Origin of the sequence: Klebsiella sp. RHBSTW-00215, from assembly GCF_014103785.1 — a bacterium.
GTDB lineage: Bacteria > Pseudomonadota > Gammaproteobacteria > Enterobacterales > Enterobacteriaceae > Klebsiella.
This window is the reverse complement of record NZ_JABXQS010000001.1, coordinates 4,480,128-4,499,685: the sequence shown is the minus strand read 5'-3', so window position 1 is coordinate 4,499,685 and position 19,558 is coordinate 4,480,128. Positions and strand designations below refer to the sequence as shown.

At 53.5% G+C, this 19,558-nt stretch carries 20 protein-coding genes; 11 read left to right on the top strand and 9 right to left on the bottom strand.

The window, feature by feature from the left end:
- Positions 1-18: 18 nt before the first annotated feature.
- From HV127_RS21320 to HV127_RS21310, 3 genes are read right to left on the bottom strand one after another with little or no spacing between them, the layout of a single operon-like run.
- Positions 19-888, bottom strand: a complete 870-nt coding sequence (locus tag HV127_RS21320; RefSeq protein ID WP_182238567.1) for an amidohydrolase family protein — start codon at positions 886-888, stop codon at positions 19-21.
- Between the two features lie 19 nt (positions 889-907).
- Complete coding sequence (locus tag HV127_RS21315; RefSeq protein WP_182238565.1) at positions 908-1,963, bottom strand: Gfo/Idh/MocA family oxidoreductase; 1,056 nt, start codon at positions 1,961-1,963, stop codon at positions 908-910.
- A 16-nt stretch (positions 1,964-1,979) separates the two neighbouring features.
- A complete protein-coding gene (locus tag HV127_RS21310) occupies positions 1,980-2,990 on the bottom strand; it encodes an L-rhamnose/proton symporter RhaT (protein WP_110274674.1) in 1,011 nt (336 codons plus the stop codon).
- Between the two features lie 266 nt (positions 2,991-3,256).
- On the opposite strand from HV127_RS21310, the gene HV127_RS21305 reads away from it, so the two are divergent.
- The 3 genes from HV127_RS21305 to HV127_RS21295 are packed head-to-tail and all read left to right on the top strand — an operon-like array spanning position 3,257 to position 6,677.
- Positions 3,257-4,399, top strand: a complete 1,143-nt coding sequence (locus tag HV127_RS21305) for an extracellular solute-binding protein (protein WP_181486273.1) — start codon at positions 3,257-3,259, stop codon at positions 4,397-4,399.
- 2 nt (positions 4,400-4,401) lie between these two features.
- Positions 4,402-5,559, top strand: a complete 1,158-nt coding sequence (locus HV127_RS21300) for a CaiB/BaiF CoA-transferase family protein (protein WP_182238563.1) — start codon at positions 4,402-4,404, stop codon at positions 5,557-5,559.
- The gene (locus tag HV127_RS21295) at positions 5,556-6,677 is read left to right on the top strand and encodes a CaiB/BaiF CoA-transferase family protein (RefSeq protein ID WP_182238561.1); all 1,122 of its coding nucleotides are present in this window, start codon (positions 5,556-5,558) and stop codon (positions 6,675-6,677) included. The genes HV127_RS21300 and HV127_RS21295 overlap by 4 nt, the downstream gene beginning before the upstream one ends.
- A 378-nt stretch (positions 6,678-7,055) precedes the next feature.
- On the opposite strand, the gene HV127_RS31810 is transcribed toward HV127_RS21295, so the two are convergent.
- The 6 genes from HV127_RS31810 to HV127_RS21255 form a co-directional block, all read right to left on the bottom strand.
- On the bottom strand, positions 7,056-7,793 hold the full coding sequence (locus HV127_RS31810; RefSeq protein WP_110274678.1) for an IclR family transcriptional regulator: 738 nt from the start codon (positions 7,791-7,793) through the stop codon (positions 7,056-7,058).
- A 1-nt stretch (position 7,794) separates the two neighbouring features.
- On the bottom strand, positions 7,795-8,511 hold the full coding sequence (locus HV127_RS21275; protein WP_182238558.1) for a GntR family transcriptional regulator: 717 nt from the start codon (positions 8,509-8,511) through the stop codon (positions 7,795-7,797).
- Positions 8,512-8,629: 118 nt separating this feature from the next.
- The gene (locus tag HV127_RS21270; RefSeq protein WP_181486277.1) at positions 8,630-9,133 is read right to left on the bottom strand and encodes a hypothetical protein; all 504 of its coding nucleotides are present in this window, start codon (positions 9,131-9,133) and stop codon (positions 8,630-8,632) included.
- Between the two features lie 465 nt (positions 9,134-9,598).
- Positions 9,599-10,606 (bottom strand): iron ABC transporter permease, encoded by a 1,008-nt coding sequence (locus HV127_RS21265; RefSeq protein ID WP_182238556.1) that lies wholly within the window; start codon positions 10,604-10,606, stop codon positions 9,599-9,601.
- Complete coding sequence (locus HV127_RS21260) at positions 10,603-11,559, bottom strand: ABC transporter substrate-binding protein (protein ID WP_182238554.1); 957 nt, start codon at positions 11,557-11,559, stop codon at positions 10,603-10,605. The genes HV127_RS21265 and HV127_RS21260 overlap by 4 nt, the downstream gene beginning before the upstream one ends.
- A gap of 19 nt (positions 11,560-11,578) precedes the next feature.
- A complete protein-coding gene (locus tag HV127_RS21255) occupies positions 11,579-12,376 on the bottom strand; it encodes an ABC transporter ATP-binding protein (protein ID WP_228727483.1) in 798 nt (265 codons plus the stop codon).
- Between the two features lie 292 nt (positions 12,377-12,668).
- Between HV127_RS21255 and HV127_RS21250 the strand changes: the two genes are divergently transcribed.
- From HV127_RS21250 to HV127_RS21215, 8 genes are all read left to right on the top strand, one after another.
- A complete protein-coding gene (locus HV127_RS21250) occupies positions 12,669-12,998 on the top strand; it encodes an NIPSNAP family protein (protein ID WP_182238550.1) in 330 nt (109 codons plus the stop codon).
- 268 nt (positions 12,999-13,266) lie between these two features.
- Complete coding sequence (gene deoC, locus HV127_RS21245; protein WP_110274695.1) at positions 13,267-13,968, top strand: deoxyribose-phosphate aldolase; 702 nt, start codon at positions 13,267-13,269, stop codon at positions 13,966-13,968.
- A gap of 57 nt (positions 13,969-14,025) precedes the next feature.
- Positions 14,026-14,955: a ribokinase gene (locus HV127_RS21240; protein WP_182238547.1), complete on the top strand. Its 930-nt coding sequence runs from the start codon at positions 14,026-14,028 to the stop codon at positions 14,953-14,955.
- Between the two features lie 5 nt (positions 14,956-14,960).
- Positions 14,961-15,461 (top strand): D-ribose pyranase, encoded by a 501-nt coding sequence (rbsD, locus tag HV127_RS21235; protein ID WP_142513723.1) that lies wholly within the window; start codon positions 14,961-14,963, stop codon positions 15,459-15,461.
- 12 nt (positions 15,462-15,473) lie between these two features.
- On the top strand, positions 15,474-16,520 hold the full coding sequence (adhP, locus tag HV127_RS21230) for an alcohol dehydrogenase AdhP (protein WP_182240756.1): 1,047 nt from the start codon (positions 15,474-15,476) through the stop codon (positions 16,518-16,520).
- Positions 16,517-17,668, top strand: coding sequence for a mandelate racemase/muconate lactonizing enzyme family protein (locus HV127_RS21225; protein WP_182238545.1), 1,152 nt, complete (start codon positions 16,517-16,519; stop codon positions 17,666-17,668). The genes adhP and HV127_RS21225 overlap by 4 nt, the downstream gene beginning before the upstream one ends.
- A 16-nt stretch (positions 17,669-17,684) precedes the next feature.
- Positions 17,685-18,635: an aldo/keto reductase gene (locus HV127_RS21220; protein WP_220471426.1), complete on the top strand. Its 951-nt coding sequence runs from the start codon at positions 17,685-17,687 to the stop codon at positions 18,633-18,635.
- A complete protein-coding gene (locus tag HV127_RS21215) occupies positions 18,632-19,501 on the top strand; it encodes an amidohydrolase family protein (RefSeq protein ID WP_182238543.1) in 870 nt (289 codons plus the stop codon). The genes HV127_RS21220 and HV127_RS21215 overlap by 4 nt, the downstream gene beginning before the upstream one ends.
- Positions 19,502-19,558 lie beyond the last annotated feature (57 nt).

Below are 19,558 nucleotides of genomic sequence, written 5' to 3'. Positions count from 1 at the left end.
GTCAAAGACGCCTGCGCGTCATGCTTCCCTCAACCGATAGAGTTCGTGTGCATTGTGGCTAAAAAAGTTTTCTTGCCAGACGCGGCCCTGCCCCTCGGTAATGCGCATTAGCGTATCGACCCACGGGATCAGTCCGGTATTCAGTAAGCAGACCGGGAAATTGCTGGCAAAGACGATCCTGTCGGCGGAAAAGATCTCCAGACACTGCTCAACGGCTGGACGTACCAGACTGATATCGCCATCAACGGGAATATTGACCCCAGAGACTTTGCACCAGACGTGTGGCTGCTGCGCCAGCGCCTGCAAACGTTGTCGCCAGTTCGCCGCGTAGGTCGCCTCCTCCATCAACCGGACGCTATCAACATTGCCCATATGATTTAGCACCAGGGTCGTTGACGTCCGTTCCGCCAGCCCCACCGCATCCGCCAGATCTTCATTGCGCAGGCAGACCTCAAAGCAGAGCCCTGCTTTACCCAGCGCATTAACATTATTGAGAAAATCAGAGGTCAGGCAGGCGCCAGGCAGCTGGCTGGCAACATGCAAAACATGACGCACGCCTTTGATCGCCGTATGGTACTTACCGGCGTCAAGCCAGCGTGAGACCGCATCTGGCTGTTGCAGGTCGAGGGAGATAATGCCGCCCTCGACAAAATTCGCCGGATCTTCACAGAGTTCGTGCAGAAATAGGCTTTCCTCATCTCGCTGCTCTGGCGCGACGTCAACCTCGACGTACAGCGCCCGGTCGATACACCACTTTTCCTGGTCAACCCGCGCGCGATAATCCTGCCAGCTAACATCATGATTCAACGCCGGAACCGCACTAAGCCACGGCAGACGAAAGCGCAACAGATCCCATAGATGAAGATGCGTATCGGTAATGTGCAACATGCCAAACCTCCCGTAGTAATCAGTATTTCACCGCTGTCGCACCGCTAGCGGTTGACTGGTAGCAGGCTTCCACCACGCACATGGTTTTCCAGGCGTCATTGATGTCGTTAAGCCAGATATAATTTGGATCCTCAAGTTTGCACTGTAGCCCCGCCATCGGACCAATAAAGGCATCCGGGAACCAGGTCCCTTCAATTGCTAACGTTCGCCACCCTTTGCCATCATCAAGGATGAATTCAAATTTATCGTCAGCACCCTGCGGATAATTTAAAATAACCCCAATCTGGATTTTAATAGCCCCTTTAGTGCCTTCTATTTTGAAGAAACATTCCTGTTTATCCGGAGAGTAATCATGACCATGGTTAGTATGAATATTGGCACGAATAACATCGCCATAGTCCATAATAATCGATGAGCGAGTTTGCGCCAGCTCCATCATTTTAGGATGCTTCATAGTTTTACAATAAACGGACTGGGGGTCGCCAAGGAAGAAACGAATCGCGTCGATATAATGTATGCTGTGGTAATTAACCTCCATCCGTTCTTTCTCAAAAAGAAACTTCCAAAGATTCCACGGCGTTTGACAAATAACTCGCATTTCAACGTCATGAATATCGCCAAGCAGACCTTCATCAATCATTTTCTTCGCGGCGATCATAAAGGGGGCGCGACGTAGCTGGAAATTAATGCCAGCGGTAATATTTTTCTCATGGCAACAATCAAGAATGGCTTTCGCCTGTTCAATGGATTCGCCCATCGGCTTTTGAATCAATACGCCAACCTGCGAAGGGAGTTTCTGTAAAATCGGCAAAATTTCTGAGGCCGGTACGGCGATATCAAATACGCAGTCTTCGGATCTCGCCAGCGATACCAACTCCTCAATCGTCTGGCAGGTATGAGGAATATCCCACTGCGAAGCCACGCTTTGTGCTTTCTGATAATCCCGGTCATACAGACCAAGAACCCGGAATCCGGCTTTGCGATACGCGGGTAAATGTGAGTCAGTGACAATACCGCCAGCACCAATAATGACGATAGGTTTACTGTTTTGCGGCATGTTCAGTTGTGTTGTCATCTCTTTATCCTCTTCTTTATGCTAATCCGTTGGCATATCCAACAATAACGACGGATAGAACCAGAATAACGTTACCCAGCAGCATAACTTTTTTTGGTTTTTCATAACCTTGCCACTCACCTGTTTTGAGTCCCCAGGCGTTGGAAATAATCAGCGCCCCGGAGAGGAACGCTATCCAACCAATGACCGGCCCCAGCTCGCCCAGCAGCGCCGTGGACTTGGCATATAACCCTAATGCGGCAAACCAGATCCCCCCGGTCAGTAATGCTTTAAACCATGCAAAGGAAGAACCTGGGCGGGCGAAGTCGCTGAACGTGTTGTTTTTTCTCAATACCCACAGCGCATAGCCGATATTGGATATGAAGCCGCCGGAGGCAAAAACGATGACGTAAGCAATCAGGCTAGCGCTCACCGGATTGATACCATCTTCCACTGCCAACGCGCTGGCCCGACTGGCGTAGGTATAGCCGACGTTCATCGCCGCGGTACCAAATCCCGAGGCCAGCGCCATCAATAGCCCGCTGACAAATTTATCGTTTTTGACCCGCGAAGCATCCTGCTTTGACTCTTTATCTTTGAGAATACCGGCTTTGGTGATAACCCCTACGCCAATTAGCATCACCGCCATTCCGGCCAGCAGCCAGCTCATTGAGTTAGCAGGTGGTATTTTGTTAAGGATAAATAACGGAATTAGCGAACCGAGTGAGCACCCTACCCCGGTATTAATCCCGACGGTTAACGACATGCCAATATTATCAATGCCTTTACCATACCAGATGGCACTAATACCCCAAAGAAAACCGCAGGCGGCGGCGATAGCTAAAATCCAACCGGGCGTCATCAGGATGTATTTTAAAAATCCTGGAACTTCAATCCAGGTCCAGACAATAGGAATGATCAGTATGCCGATAATAGAAAATATCACCCAAAAGGCTTCCCAGGAAAATGGCCGGTAATTTTTCATCCCCAGCCCAAAGCTTCCCTGGAACATACAAGCGATCATCAATACAAAAAATCCCGCTAGCATAGAGCATCTCCTGTTAATTAGATTATTTACTCAAGGATTATCCTCATTGTTTTGTTCATATATGTGAATTAATGACCACAAATAAAAACTAATCGAAAACTAACTCTCGTTTTTTTAATGGTCAATCGAAATAAAACTTCAATTATTATTTTTCAATGCTGATCACAAATTCACCCAATCTGACTACAAAAGTATCAGTAGCTGTGACTCAATGGTAGTGCGGTAGTACCAATTTTATGTGAAGTTCATTGCAAAAAGGAGTTGTTATGGTGACGTTGAGGGGCATTACCTGGGGTCATAGCCGCGGATTCACATCCGTTGTCGCAACCGCACAGCGGTTTAGCGAACTGCATCCCGACATCGAAATTTTATGGGAAAAACGTTCATTGCAGGCCTTCGCCGATGGCGATTTGGATGAACTGGCGCGGCATTACGACCTGCTGGTTATTGACCATCCGTGGGCGGGCTTTGTCGCGGAGAAAGCGATCCTTTTGCCTCTGCAAAACCATTTACCAAAAGCGTATCTTGACGATCAGGCGGCCAATTCGGTAGGCGGCTCCCACGAAAGCTATCTATTTAACGGTTTTCAAAGCGCCCTCGCCATTGATGCGGCCACGCCTGTCGCGGTCTATCGGCCCGATCATCTGCAACAAGGGCAGTTCGCCCTGCCAGCAACCTGGCAAGACTTACTCAGCCTTGCCCGCAGCGGCAAAGTGATTTACGCCGGGATCCCGATCAACTTGTTGATGGATTTTCTGATGCTCTGCGCCACCCGCGGCGGCACCTGGTTTGACGAGGAAAATATTACCCACCGCGATACCGGCATCGAAGCGCTTGAAGCGCTGCGCGAACTGGCCAGCCACTGTTCAAAAGAGATTTTTGACTACGACCCTATCGCCGTTCACGAACAGCTTTCGACCCGTGATGAGTGGAGCTACTGCCCCTTCGCCTATGGCTATTCAAATTATTCCCGCGCCGGATATGCTCGCCACCTGCTGAAGGCGACCGATGTGGTCTCCTGGCACGGCGAGCCGCTGAAAACCGTGCTTGGCGGGACGGGACTGGCCATTTCCGCGAAATGTCCGCATCAAGAGGCTGCCCTCGCCTATGCCAGCTATACCGCCTCGGCAGAGGTACAGAAAACCCTCTTCTTTGATAACGGCGGTCAGCCGGGCCATCGCGGGGCCTGGCTTGATAAAGAGGTAAATCGCCGCAGTCTGGATTTCTTCATCGACACCCTTCCCACTCTTGATCGCTCAGCAAAGCGTCCGCGCTACAGCGGCTTTTTGAACTTTCAGGATCACGCGGGTGATGTGGTTCAGGAGTATGTGATGCACGGTGGCAACAGCGCTGCTGTCTTTGCCCACCTGAACGCGCTTTATCAAAAATCACGCGGCTTAATGGGGTAACTATGCTTCCTTTAACAGGTTTAGTGGTACTGGATTTCAGCCAGTTTCTGGCCGGGCCTTCCGCTGCGCTGCGCCTGGCGGATATGGGGGCCAGGGTCATCAAAGTGGAACGTCCTCAGGGTGGGGATGCCAGCAGAAACCTGAGCCTTAATAATCAGTGGATTAATAATGACAGCCTGCTTTTTCATACTATTAATCGCGGTAAAGAGAGCTACACAGCAAATCTGAAAGAGCCCCAGGAGCTGGCTGCGGTAAAGCAGATGATCGCGCAGGCCGATGTTCTTATCGAAAATTTTCGCCCCGGCGTGATGGACAAAATCGGTCTTGGCTATGAACAGGTGAAGGCGCTCAACCCTCGTCTAGTCTATGCATCCGTGACCGGATACGGGACCGAGGGGCCGTGGGTTAAAAAACCCGGTCAGGATCTGCTGGTGCAGGCCATGTCGGGGCTCACCTGGCTCAACGGCAATCAGGACCAGCCGCCGACGCCGTTTGCGCTCTCGGTCGCCGATTCACTTGCCGGTGCACATCTGGTCGAGGGGATCCTTGCCTGCCTGATTCGTCGGGGGAAAACTCAGCCTGGAGGACGTGTTGAGGTCAGCCTGATGGAGTCGCTGCTCAGCATGCAGTTTGAAGTACTGACCACCTGGCTCAACGACGGACATCAACCGCCTTGTCGTAGCTTGGAAAATAACGCCCATGCTTATCTCGCCGCGCCTTACGGTATTTATCCTACGCAACAGGGCTATATCGCGCTCGCTATGGGCTCAGTGGTTGAGTTGGGCGAAATCTTGGGCGCTCCAGCACTCGCCGAATATCACAAACCGGACGAATGGTTCAGCCGTCGGGATGAGATCAAGCAGGTGATTGCCGGGATTCTGGCGACAGATAGCGCCGCATTTTGGGTCACCCGACTTGAGGAAGCGGGTTACTGGTGCGCTGAAGTTTGCGACTGGCAAACGCTGACGGCAAGCGAGGGATTCCAGGCGCTGGATATGATCCAGCATGTCAAACTTGAGGACGGCAACACGATCGCGATGCTGAAATCCCCGCTGCGCTTTAATGGCGCACGCGCCTCCTCTTCCCGCCCGGCTCCAGCGTTAGGCGCAAGTAGCGCACAAATTCAGGCCGATTTTCATTTACGGGAGGCAGAGAAATGAAACCACTGTCAGGTATTAATGTACTGGATTTCAGCCAGTTCCTTTCCGGCCCGTCGGCTGCGCTTCGGCTTGCCGACCTTGGGGCCAACGTAATCAAAATCGAGAACCCCGATGGCGGCGACATCTGCCGCAAGCTCTACATTTCCGAACTGCAAGTTGATGGCGACAGCTCGTTATTCCACGCGATTAACCGCAATAAAAAAAGCGTCACCGTGAATCTAAAAGACTTAGCGCAGAAAAGCAGGCTGCGCCCGCTTCTCGAGCAGGCAGATGTGGTCATCTTTAATTACCGTCCGGGCGTATCAACGCGGCTCGGCCTGGACTATGCGTCGCTGCGGGAGATCAATCCCGGTCTGATATACGGTGAAATTTCCGGCTACGGTGACAGCGGCCCTTGGGTTTCGCGTCCCGGTCAGGATTTGCTGGTGCAGGCGCTCTCAGGTCTGTGCTGGCTCAACGGCAACCGGGATCAGCCGCCGCTCCCTTTTGGGCTGTCCGTCTGCGATATTTTCGCCGGGGAATATCTGGTTCAGGGTCTGATGGCCGCTCTGGTACAGCGGGCGAGAACCGGCACGGGATGCCTGGTCCAGGTGAGCCTGCTGGACGCTATTCTCGATCTGCAGTTTGAAGTTCTCACCACCTGGCTGAACGATGGACGACAGCCGCCAACGAGAAGCGCGGTCAATAACGCCAATGCCTATATTTCCGCGCCCTACGGTATTTATCCCACCGCCGATGGTTTTATTGCGCTGGCGATGGCCCCCATCCCCCGGCTGGGAAATTTGCTGGGCTGCACCGCGCTGCTGGAATTTAACGAGCCGCAGCAGTGGTTTACCCGGCGAGATGAGATCAAGCAAATTTTGCTCGAACATTTGCGGCACAAAAAGAGCGAGGAGTGGTTGAGTATTCTGGAAGCGGAGGATATCTGGTGCGCGCGAGTGATGGACTGGGAGCAGCTCATTGCCAGCGAAGGTTTTCAGTCGCTGAAGATGCTACAGGAAGTGCGTTTGCAGAGCGGAAAAACCCTGCAAACCACCCGCTGTCCGATAAAAATCGACGGCGAGATCTTCACCAGCACCGTGGGCGCACCACCGCTTGGCGCGCATAATCCGGGATGATCATGCCACAAACAGCATCGCCTCCGGGAAATTCTGCTCCCCTGCGGCCTTCCTCCCGGGGGCGGCGCAAGCGCCTTGCCCGGGCTACAAGATCGCAGACGGCTGAAGGCTGGTAGCCCGGACAGATGCGCAGCATCGCCTCCGGGGAAATTCTGCAACACTCTGCGGCCTTTCTCCCGGGGGCGGCGCAAGCGCCTTGCCCGGGCTACGGGATCGCAGACGGCTGAAGACGGGTAGCCCGGACAGATGCGCAGCATCGCCTCCGGGGAAATTCTGCAACACTCTGCGGCCTTTCTCCCGGGGGCGGCGCAAGCGCCTTGCCCGGGCTACGGGCTCGCAGACGGCTGAAGACGGCCGAGACCCGGGGGGATACAGCGACTACTGCGCCAGTATCCGGCACTCTTTCATCACTGGCAGAATGTCCTCCAGCACCAGTGATTCCCATTCGTAAGCAAGAAACGTCACGCTAAAAGCCGCCACCATTTTGCCATTTGAGGAGTAAATAGGTAGCGCAACGCAGGCCGCGCGTTCATTGGCCTCCCGTTGCTCAATCGCGTAACCCTGCTCGCGTACCTGGCGCAGTTCTGCCAGCAACACCGGTAACGAACTTATTGAGTCCACCGTCATTTTTTCCAGCGGCGCGTCGCCATACAACTGCACAAGCTCTTCATCACGATATTGGCTAAGGAGCACTTTGCCAACGGCGGTACAGTGCGCCGGGAGATGGTTGCCAATATGCCGCATCAATGAGAGATCGTCCTGAGCCAGCGCTTTTGCCAGATAGACCACCTGCTTACCATCGAGAATCGCCGCGTGGCTGGTTTTGCCCAGACGCTTACTCAAAAAGGCGGTTAGCAGCCGCAGATCGCGAACCAGGTCGGTGCTCTCAATGCAGTTAGCGGCGATTTTTATCAGCGCCAGACCCGCGTGATATAGCCGTGTATCCGGCATATACAACAGGTAGTCGTTATCAAGAAATTCCTGAATCAGGCTGTGGGCGGAGCTTCTGGGGATGTCGAGACTGGTTTGCAGGTCAGTGAAACTCAGTCCCTCGCGGTGGCTGGCAATCAACTCCAGAAGACGAAACGATCTTTCAGCAGATTTAACTTTGGCCATATTAATTATCTTTATTATCCGCAATGCGATCGTAGAATTTGCGCGAAGACTGATAGAACGACTTCAGATTTTTACGCAACTGAACCTTATCCCGCAGAACAAAGGCTTCATGAATATTCAGTCGCAGCTTAAAGCTGTGCGCCATGGCACCGTCGGCATTCAGTAATTTGCGCGAAAAATCCTTACGCAGCATCACGATAGTCTGCATTAACTTGTCATAAATCTGGTTGCCGCACAGGCGTCCCATCAGCAGATCGTACTCATCAAGCAACTGGTGATAGGCCTCCGGCTGACCATCCTGCGAAATCAGCTCCGCCATCTGGTCAATTATCGCCTGAAAACGGATATGGTCATCGTGAGTCACTGCAGTAATAGCGGTGAGGTAAACCTCTTCTTCTATAAGCTTCCTCGCCGCATAAATTTCATCGAGGTTGTGAATCTCCTTATGGAAGATCCAGGTCATCGTCTCTTCAGGCAGTTGTGGTTTGTTCTCACAAACATAGCTGCCATCGCCTGGTTTTATCTCGATAAGCCCAATCAGCGACAGTGCGCGCAGCGCTTCGCGCACCCGGCTGCGCGTGACATTGAACATCTCACCCATCGCCCGTTCATTCGGCAAACGCTGCCCGGGCTTCAGCTTTCCAGAGGTGATCTGCGAGGCTATCTGTTCCATAATCTGTTCGGTCAGGGTGGTTTTCTTCAGTGCGGTCACATCCATGATATTTTCCATATACGGACAAGGTTCATATCCATGAATTTACGGAAGCCAGGTCCGTTGTGCAACACTTTGATGTTCACTATTCCAGCAGCATCGCAGAATCAATGGGCCAGCGCCTTCAGGGCATAAATTTATCGATCATCGAGGAGGCATGTAAATAATGAGATAATGCTAAGAGCGAATGAAATGAGTTAAAGCCAAACTTTTCGATTAATTTTCTTTTATAGTTGCTATAAACTTTTGGCGAAACGCCAAGTAGATCGGGGTAATCTTTTGCCAGTAAATTAAACTTCATAATAAAAATATACTGAAACTCTCTCTCCGTTAAGTTAACGTCCTCCCCGACAGGAATACCATCGGTCACTCTGGAAATTATGCTGGCGATATGTGCTGTGCGTTTTTTATTTATCAAACAGACAATGTTATCTTCGACTCTGAAGCAGACAAAATTCTTTTTCATTTCAAAGCTATTGATAAGAAAATGGAACTGCGCGTTGGTGTGAGATGTGTACTTAGTTAAACACAAATCAACCAGATTTGCGTCCCTGAATGGCTTGATATCATTTATTTTCAGTTGTATGGCTTTTTTGAAAAAATAGTTGGGGCTGAAAATAGTTAACATCCCTTTCCCTCACGAAAGTTCAATAATCCTTTATAGATGTGCGCATAGCACATCCATGGGCATATACCCATGAGTGAAGAGGGTGAATTATAAAGTTATTTATTCTTTATTGTCCAGACGGTCAATTTTAAGAAAAATCCATCACTGGCTGAAGTTATTTGAATTCTTAACACCCGTATGTAGTGGCTATTGCTTTTGTGATTTTAGGATTTTTCTCATCACCTCCCTGGCGTGCGCGATAAAGCAGATGGATATTCTAAAAATAAGCAATAACTAACAAATTAAATCGCTTAGAGTCGATTTATCAACATATAAATCCGGGTTTATGAATATTCTGCGTCAGAGAGTGTGAAACGTTGATACACCTTCTAAACGTTTGTTTGCCATTCGTTTAGAAAGTGTAAGTTCACATTTTAGCGAAGTCATCAGGCATGAGGAATGCCTCTGCTTACTTTTGTGATGACACTAGGTTCTGTTTCTGGCCAATAACATAATAATAAACAGGCCGCCGATTCCCGCAGTGATAATGCCAATTGGCAGCTCCTGCGGGGCCAGCAGCGTCCTGCTGACAATATCGCCACCGCATAAAAGTACTGCGCCCCACAAGCCGCATAGAGGGAGCAAAAGCCGATGCTTAACGCCGGAAAAATAGCGGCACATATGCGGCACCATCAACCCGATAAAACCAATCACTCCGGTTAACGCCACCAGCAAAGAGGTAGCCAGCGCGCAGCAGAAGAAAACCTCCATCCGCAGGCGGCTGACGTTAATGCCTAATGATTGCGCGGTCTGTTCACCGGCCAGCAAACCATCCAGCGAACGCCAACGTAGCAGGACAAAAGCGCCGAGAAACAGCAGACTAAATATGGCATAAGGTAGATTATCCCAACGCGCTAGCCCCAGCCCTCCCAGCGACCAGAACAGCACCGAACTGGCGGCCCGCTGATCGCCGGAGAAGATCAGATAGCTGGTCAGCGCACCAAATAAAAAGGAAATAGCCAGCCCGCAGATAACCAGATATTCAGCACCGCGCTGTTTTTTAAAATGAAACAGCAGCATCACCGCCACGGCGGAACAGATCCCGCCGACAAACGCCGATACCGGTAGCGTGAGTGCGCCAAGCCGCTCGCCAAATCGGGTGATCACCAGTACCGCCCCCGCCGATGCGCCGGAGGAAAGACCGAATAAAAAAGGATCGGCCAGATCGTTGCGGGTGGTGGTTTGCAGCAGTCCCCCCACCATCGCCAGAACAGCTCCCGTGAGTACGGCGAGCAGCGTTCTCGGGACGCGTAGATCAATCACAATGCGCCTGACCATCTCAGAGACTGGAACGTCCATGAGCCCTAATGCGCCCAGAACCTGAATCAGCGATAACGGTACGCTGCCTTTGGCAACGCTGAGCAGCATTAACCCAGCTAAAACAACCAGCGCACCCCATATTGCCCAATGGTAACGGTATGCAGAAAAGGTCATTGGTTCGCCGTCGGGTACATCGCGTGCGCCAGCTTCTCTACCGCTTTAATATTGGCCGGCCCCGGGGTCAACTCAGCGTATTGCAACTTCAGATAACGCTGATGCTTCACCGCAGGTGTCATCTTCATTAACGGGTGATTTTCCAGGAAATGACGAAGCATATCCGCCCCGCTGCCGGTCTGATAATCCAGGAGAATAATAAAGTCCGGTTCCGCCGTCGCAACGCTCTCCCACGAGGTCGTCCCCCAGCTAATATCCAGCCCGTCCATCACGTTTTTACCTCCGGCCGCTTCAATAATCGCCGTTGGCATAGCGTAGCGACCGCTGGTAAAGGGTTTATCCTCTCCCGAATCATAAACAAACACTTTCAACGGTTGCGCGCCCTGCGGCGATTTTGGCAACGTACTCAGCGTTTTTTTCCAGCCGTCGACTAACACCTGCGCTTCTTTCTGCTTGCCGAAAATCTTACCCAGCGTCAGCTCATCGTTATACAGCAAATCCATGCTCGCTTTGCGTTTATCGCCAGAAGTAAAAACGCAGCTTTCACTTAATACGAAAGTCTTAATGCCATATTTATCAAGGACGGTTGGCGTCACTTCGCCGCCCACTTTCATACCGTAATTCCAGCCCGCGAAAAAGAAATCGGGATTCACCGCCAGCAACGTTTCCAGTGAAGGGTATTTAGGGGCCAGTTCGGGAATTGATCCCATCGCCTTTTTAAATTCCGGCGTCATTTTATACCAACCGCTAATACCGGTTAGCCCAACAATGCGGTCCTGTAAACCGAGTGCGAAAGCCATTTCAGACATATTAAGATCATGGATCACCGCCCTCTTTGGCGCTTGCGTGAATGTCACTGGCGTTCCGCAACTCTCAATGGTGACCGGATAATCAGCAGCGTGCACCGCAGTAACCGACATAATAGCAATAATACCAACAAGCCACTTATTCATTACGATCCTCATATATTCATCAGGCATAGCCTGGAACCTCAAAAATACGCAGAGCCTTACCCGTATCAGGGTGCGGTACAGTAAAACAGGTCAAGCCGAAAACGGGATAAAGCTGTTCAGAGACAAGTACCCGCTCCGGTATATCCCAGGCCACCGCACGCCCTTGCGACAAAAGCAAAACGCGATCGGCAAAAGACTCAACCAGCGATAAATCATGCAGCACCGCCACCACCGTGATCCCTTTGCTTTTTACCAACGAAAGCAGTTCCACCCGGCCTGGAGGATCCAGATGGTTAGTTGGCTCATCCAGCAACACCAACGCGGGTGACTGAGCCAACACCCGAGCCAGCGCCGCTCGTTGCCTTTCTCCGCCGGAAAGCGCAGACAGCGAACGCTTTCGGAACCTCTGCAATCCGGTATCGATAATGGCCCGGGTCACGATGGTTTCATGTTCACGGTGTGACATATCGCGGGCGTGGGGAATGCGCCCGAGAGCGACGTAATCCTCAAGAGCCAGCCTCATATCGGGGGTATCATTCTGCGCGAGCACTGCAATCTGCTTAGCGCGCTGCTGTCGCGACAGTTCGCTTATGGGGCGTCCGAACAGCAGGATGTCGCCATTCAGCGTGGTCAGTTCTCGATCGATCGCCCGCAGCAGCGAGGTTTTACCGCTGCCGTTTGGCCCAATGACCGCCAGACACTCACCCTTTTTGGCTGCAAAATGGACGCTGGAGAGGAGTTCCCCGCCTCCGGGACGCGGTAATGATGCAATATTGACGCTGAGTACTGAGTCAATAGCCGTACAACACGTTGTCAAACTCTCCTCCATTAGCAGGCTCCTCTCTTCAGCGTGGATTGCTGAAACACTCAATTTTTTCATCTTTCACCACTCAGAAAAGATGATAATCATTATCATTTAAAAAGAAAGGTGAATAGTCACATATTTTATAATGATTTTTAATTTATGTTATAACATAACATTAAATAGTAAAAACTAACAGCCTGTTCTCCAGGCCAGAGTCCGTGAGAAGAAGAAAGCAGGGGTTGTCCAGAGAGTAGCGCTGTGCTGTATTACTAACGTGATTTCTAATAATAAGGAAACTTTCAGGATGAAAGCAGTTGAGTTTTTGCTGTACACCCTCAAACCCGGATCCGGGGAGGATTTTCACCGAATTATGCTGGAGCAAAGCGCGCCCTGCCACCGTGCCGCCGGAATGGATATCGTCTCTTTTGGCAACTCAGTCGAAGACAAAGATGCTTACTATTTGATTCGAGTCTATGATGATCTGGCTCATTTAAAAGCATCTCAGGAAGCTTTTTATAGCAGTCAGGCCTGGCGTGATGGCCCGCGTCAGGCCATTATCGATAAAATCAGCGTCAGCGTAAAATCAACGATGATCCTGAGTACCAGCGCAGTTGACGCGCTGCGTTCTTGCTAACGCGTATTGCCTTAAATTAGGTTGACACTGTTTTCGATATTCTTGCCGGGTGGCGGCTGACGCCTTACCCGGCCTACAAAACTCCACCGTTTCTCGTACTCTTCACCCACTCAATTTTGCCAACTCCCTCACAAAATTATCCGTCTGAAAATTCTGTCCATATGGTCGGGATTCTTGCCTATCACGCCTTTTCTGCCACCTCCTTACAGTAAGCCCATGTCATTCACATCGTAACGTATGTTTTTTCAGCCAACAGGAGTAGTGGTACATGATCGATTTTAATGATCCCCGTCAGGTCGCGAAGGCCATTCAGTTCACCAACGTCAACCCGGACTTAACCCGTGAAGGACTGATTCAGCATCTGAATGTCTGCATGGAGTATCAGTTCGATGCGGCGATGATCGCACCGTGCTGGGTCTCCGTCGCCAAAGATGTATTGAAAGGAACCGGTATTCGCGTCGCCACCACCGTGAACTTCCCTCAGGCCAACGACACAACGGCCATGAAAGTCGCCGTGGTGAGAGAACTGGCCAAAGAAGGCGCAGATGAATTTGATTTCCCACCGAACCCAGGCTTTTTACTCGGCGGAATGGATGACCTCTATTTCAATGAACTGAAGGAAGTCACCCACATCGCCCACGACCTGGGAATGAAAGTGAAGGCAATGCTGGAGTTCGGTTTTATCACCGAAGAGGCGATGAAAATCAAAGCCACTCGCTACGCCTATGAAGCAGGTATTGATTGGGTGAAACAATCCAGCGGCTGGGGCAAAGGCGGCTGCGCGGCAACGGTAGAAGATGTTCAACTTCTCAAAGCCAATATCCAGGCCCCTTGCCGGGTCAAAGTATCCGGTAAAGTGAACACTCTGGAGAAGATGAAAGAGATGTTCGTCGCAGGCGCAGAGCTGGTTGGCACCAGCTCAGGACCCGAGCTGGTGAAAGGTCTGGTCGGCGACATCAACGCCTATTAACCGAACGGTACCGCCGGAAATGGCGGTACCACACCCGCACAATTTAAGGAGTATGTGATGAGTGTATTTATTCTCGGCAGTTATGCAAAAGCCCTGGTGATGACCGCCGAGCGCATTCCGCTGGCTGGTGAGACGCTAATCGGGCATGACTTCCGCCAGACCTGGGGAGGAAAAGGCTCCGATATGGCGGTTCAGGCTGCCCGCCTGGGAGCTGACGTGGTCTATAGCGGCGTGGTGGGTAAAGATACTTTTGGCACCGAATTCGTTGAATTGATGCTGGAGGAAGGGATCAATATCGATGGTCTCACTCTGACCACCGAATTGCCGACCGGAGCTGGCTTGATTATTAAAGATAAAGAAGCCCGTAACGTCATCGTCGTGGATATGGGAGCGAACAAACTCTTTACCCCGGCGCTGGTAGATAACGCCCTGCATCAAATCAAAAGCTGCGGCGTGGCGCTAGCCCAGCTGGAAATTCCGCTGGAAACCGCGCTCTACGGGCTGAGACGCGCAAAGTCGCTGGATAAAATCACCATTCTTAACCCCGCGCCGGCCAGAGATCTCCGCGGTCTCGATCTGAGCGCGATCGACTACCTCACCCCCAATGAAACCGAAGCGCGCGTGGCGCTGGGCCTGGCGCCGGACGACGCTCGTAGCAACCGGGAAATCGCCAGCATGCTGCTGGAAACGGGTTGCCGTTATGTGGTGATGACGCTGGGCGATGCGGGATCCGCAGTATTCGGCCCGCAAACCACACAGGAAATTCCCCCTTGTCTGGTTGAGGTGGTTGACAGCAACGGCGCGGGCGACAGCTTCAACGCTGCCCTTGCGGTGGCGCTGGACGAAGGTCAGCCGATAAGCGAAGCGGCCCTGTTTGCCAACGCCACCGCAGCGCTATGCTGCTCAGACTGGGAAACCGTGCCCTCTTACAAATACCGCACCGACGTCGATGCCTTCTTGCAATCGCATGCCGTGACCGAGGAATAACAATAATGAGACCCGATAGAATCTTACACCCTGAACTTGCCGCTGCCCTGGCGACCCTCGGCCATACCGATATTGTGTTGGTAACCGACGCCGGTTTTCCAATTCCCGCCAGCGCGAATCGCATCGATCTGGGTCTGTGGCCCGGCACGGTTGATGTCCGTGACATCCTGCGCGTTTTGCGCAAAGAGATTTTCGTTGAAGAGGTGCATTTTGCCAGCGAAGTGCGCGACTGCCATCCGCAGTTGTATCGCGAAGTACAAACTATCTATACCGGCTCTGGCGCGGAGTTTCTCGCCGCCAGCCACGAAACGCTATGCCACGACATCGCGCACAAAGCCAAGCTGATTATCCGTTCCGGATCGTTCGAGCCATGGGCAAATTTCGCCCTCGTCGCCAGCACCGATCCTTTTGCCTGGTTTACCGACGCTTCAGGCGTACAGCCCCTGCCCGCCTATGTCGCCCGACGTCAGCGGATTAACGATAACGTCACGCCGCAACTGAACTGACGGGAGGTCATGATGAAAGCAGCTGTAGTGAGTCAAAGTCATCCCGGTCAAGTCGAGATTCGCCAGATGCCGGTGCGCCCGTTAGTCTCCGGTGAAGCGCTGGTCGACGTTGAGTGCTGTGGCGTCTGCCATACCGATCTCCACGTCGTGCAAGGCGATTTTGGCCCGGTACCGGGACGCATTCCCGGCCATGAAGGGATCGGCATCGTTCGCGCCGTCGCCGATGACGTGACCTGTCTGAAGCCCGGCGACCGGGTGAGCATCGCCTGGTTTTATGAAGGCTGCGGCGTGTGCGAATACTGCGTCAGCGGCCGGGAAACCTTCTGTCGCAGCGTGAAAAACGCCGGATACAGCGTCGATGGCGCAATGGCTGAACAGTGCATCGTGAAAGCCGACTACGCGGTTAAAGTCCCGGACGGCCTCGATCCGCTGGTTGCCAGCAGCATCACCTGCGCTGGTGTCACCACCTATAAAGCCATTCGCGTTTCCGGCGTTCGCCCCGGGCAGTGGCTGGCGATATGGGGAGCAGGAGGGCTTGGCAATATGGCGATCCAGTTTGCCCGCAACGTCTTTAACGCCCGCGTTATCGCTATTGATTTACAGGACGACAAGCTGGAGCTTGCCCGCGAGTGCGGCGCAGAAATCACCCTCAACCCGAGCCGGGACGACGTTCCCTCGCGCATTCAGGAGCTGACCGCTGGTGGTGCGCATACCGCCGTGGTGGTCGCCGTCGCGCGCGCCGCCTTTCACCAGGCCGTCAATAGCGTCAGGGCCGGGGGCAAAGTGGTGTGCGTCGCAGTCCCTCCGGGCGATCTTGACCTGAACATCGTCAAAACCGTGCTCGATGGTATTCAGATTGTCGGCAGCCTGGTCGGTACCCGTCAGGATCTGGCGGAAGCTTTTGAGCACGCGCTGGCCGGACGCGTTCGCCCGATAGTACAGACCCGCAAGCTGGAAGAGATCAACGCTATTTTCAACGAGATGGACAACGGCACCATCCAGGGACGCATGGTGATTGATTTACGCACCTCGCGGCAGAAAGAGGAGTCAGGCGCATGAAAATCACCGGCTGGCGCACGATTAAAACCTGGCATCGCTGGGGACGCCCGATTGGCGATGTCAACGGCACCCTCACCTCTGGCGTGACGGAAGTTCCGTTGCTGATCCTCGAAACCGATGAAGGCATTAGCGGTATCGGCGTTGGCGGACACGCGGACATTGAGCGTATTTTCCCGGCTATCGAAGGCGAAGACCCGCGCGCGGTCACCGCGCTCTACGACCGGATGCAGGCCTGGGTCTTCAAAAGCGGCCATGCGGGCAGCGTTTTCGGCGCGATTGGCGTGGTTGATATGGCGTTGTGGGATTTGAAAGCCAAATGTGCCGGGGAACCGCTCTGGCGGCTGCTCGGCGCGAGAAGCCCTTTTGTTCCCGGATACGCGTCGGGGCTGGATTTTCCACTGCCGCTGGAGGCGTTAACCGCACTGCATCAGCGTTTTGCCGAACGTGGATTCAGCGCCTTTAAGCTCAAAGGCGGTCTCGACGTTGAAGAGGACTTACAGCGCCTGCTGGCGGTGCGCGAGGTGTATCTCGTCAACAGCCCCTCTCCGGCGGTAATGATTGATGTTAACGAGTCGATGAGCGCCAAACAGGCGGTGCGCTACGTCAGCCGTTTACAGGAAGCACTGGATCTGAGCTGGATCGAAGAACCCGTGCGCCGCTGGGATGCCGCCGGACACGCCGCGATCCGCCAACAGGTGCGCTGCGCGGTCGCCACCGGGGAGAACCTTACCGGCCTCGAACAGTTTCTGCCGCTGCTGAAAGAGAACGCGGTGGATGTTCTTCAGGCGGGTATGTGCTGGGGCATAACCCACTTTCTGCGCGTGGCCAACCTGGCGCAGGCCTTTAGTCTGCCGGTCAGTCCGGTGGGCTACAACGCCAACCCAGTGGCCCACGCGGCAGCAGCGGTAAGCAATCATCTGAGCTGCGAAATTCAGGACCTCAGCTTCCCTACCGGACTACACGTGGATCAGCGCATCGAAGACGGCGGTATCGTGCTGGGAAATGAACCGGGATTGGGGATCGCCATCGATGAAAACGCGCTGCAACAGCAGCAGAACGATGGCAGTTGGACGATAGCACAAGGCCCGCACGTCAGGCCCGAACGCGCCGGGCTGCGCCTGAGCCTACGGACGTCTGCCAACGATTAATCATAATGAACAAACAATGAAAACAGTACCTTTTGGACGCACGGGGATTCAGGTCCCGGTGCTGGCGATGGGCGCGGCCTCGTTGGGCAGCATCTATCACCCGGTATCGCAACAGCAGGCCAACGAAACCGTGGCGACGGCTCTCGCCCACGGCGTGAACTATTTCGATGTCGCTCCCTATTACGGGCTAACCAAAGCGGAAACCGCGCTGGGCGTCGCGCTGAAAGGCGTACCGCGCGACAGCTATACCCTGGCGACGAAGGTCGGGCGCTACGGCGACAGCCTGTGGGATTTCTCCCGCGAGGCTACCCTACGCAGCGTAGACGAAAGCCTGACCCGGTTAGGCTGTGATTACATCGACGTGATTCAGTGTCACGACATTGAATATGGCGACATGCAGCAATTGCTCGATGAAGGGCTGCCGACGCTGCGCGAACTGCGCGAGAGCGGCGTCGTGCGCCACGTTGGCGTTACCGGCTACGACCTGGCGCTGCTGGAACGCGTCGCCTGCGAGCAAAAAGTGGATAGCGTGATGGCCTACTGCACCTGGACCTTACAGGACAGGCGGCTTGGGGCGGTGGCGCAACGGTTGAATCAGGCGGGTATCGGCGTCCTCAACGCCTCACCGCTTTCGATGGGGCTGCTGACCCGAGGCGGCGCGCCCGACTGGCATCCGGCGCATCAGGATGTGCAGGCTATCTGCCGTAAAGTTTCTACATTGTGCGACAGCCACGGCGTAAATATTGCCCAGGTCGCCCTGCAATTTGCACTCACCACCGCGGCGGATAACGGCATTGCCTCCACGGTGATCGGCACCGCCAGCGCCGACAATATGCTGGACAATATCCGCTGGTGTACGCAGCCGCTGGATCCGGAGCTGCTCGCGAAAATCGATGAGTTAATGGCTCCGGTGCTGAATATTGGCTGGGACCTGCTGCCGGGCAACGGTGGGAAGGCGCAAAAATGAAGATCCTCGACAGCCATCTGCATCTCTGGGATCCGGGCGTGCTGCGCTACGACTGGCTGCGCGATCTCCCGGCGCTTAACCGGTCTTTTTTGCCTGCGCAGCTGGCTAAAGCCGCTCAATCGCCGGATGCCGCGATTGTGGTTCAGGCCGACTGCGCAGCGCAGCAGGCGCTTTTGGAGGTGGAGTGGATAAACCAGCAGGCGGAAACCAGCACCATTGAGCTTGTCGGTATTGTCGCCTGGGCTCCGCTGGAAACGGGCAATGCCGTGGTGCCTTACCTGCGTCATTTACATGAACTGCCGCGCGTGGTGGGGATCCGGCGCTCCTTGCAAAACGAGCCCCTGGAGCTGTTTTACAACACCGATTATCGCGACGGTTTACTGGCTGCCGCTCGTGAGGGCTTTGTGCTGGATATGTGCGTCAGGGCCTCTCAGTTGACTGCGCTTCACGATTTACTGACGTGGCTGTATCAACACGCACCTGATGCTCGCGTGGTGCTGGATCATATGGGGAAACCTGCTATCGCTGATAACCAGTGGCAGACCTGGCAGGAGACATTTATCGCGCTGGCCGCCTTTCCTCTTCTGGCGTGCAAAATATCCGGTTTACCGACACAAGCCGACTGGCAGCGCTGGGAACCTGAGCAGCTTCAGCCGTGGATCCAGCAGGCGATAACGGCATTTGGCCCGCAGCGCTGTTTATTCGGCGGCGACTGGCCGGTGGTCGAGCTGGCCGGTGGCTACCCGCGCTGGAGAACGTGCGTGATGGCGGCGATTGCCCATTTATCGCTGGAGGATATTAACGCAGTCATGGGCGAAAACGCGCGCCGTATATATCTGACGCAATCAGAAGGGGGAAATAAATAAAACCGGAGTTTATAACGTTTATTTTCAATTCACCCTACTGAATAATAATGAGGAAAT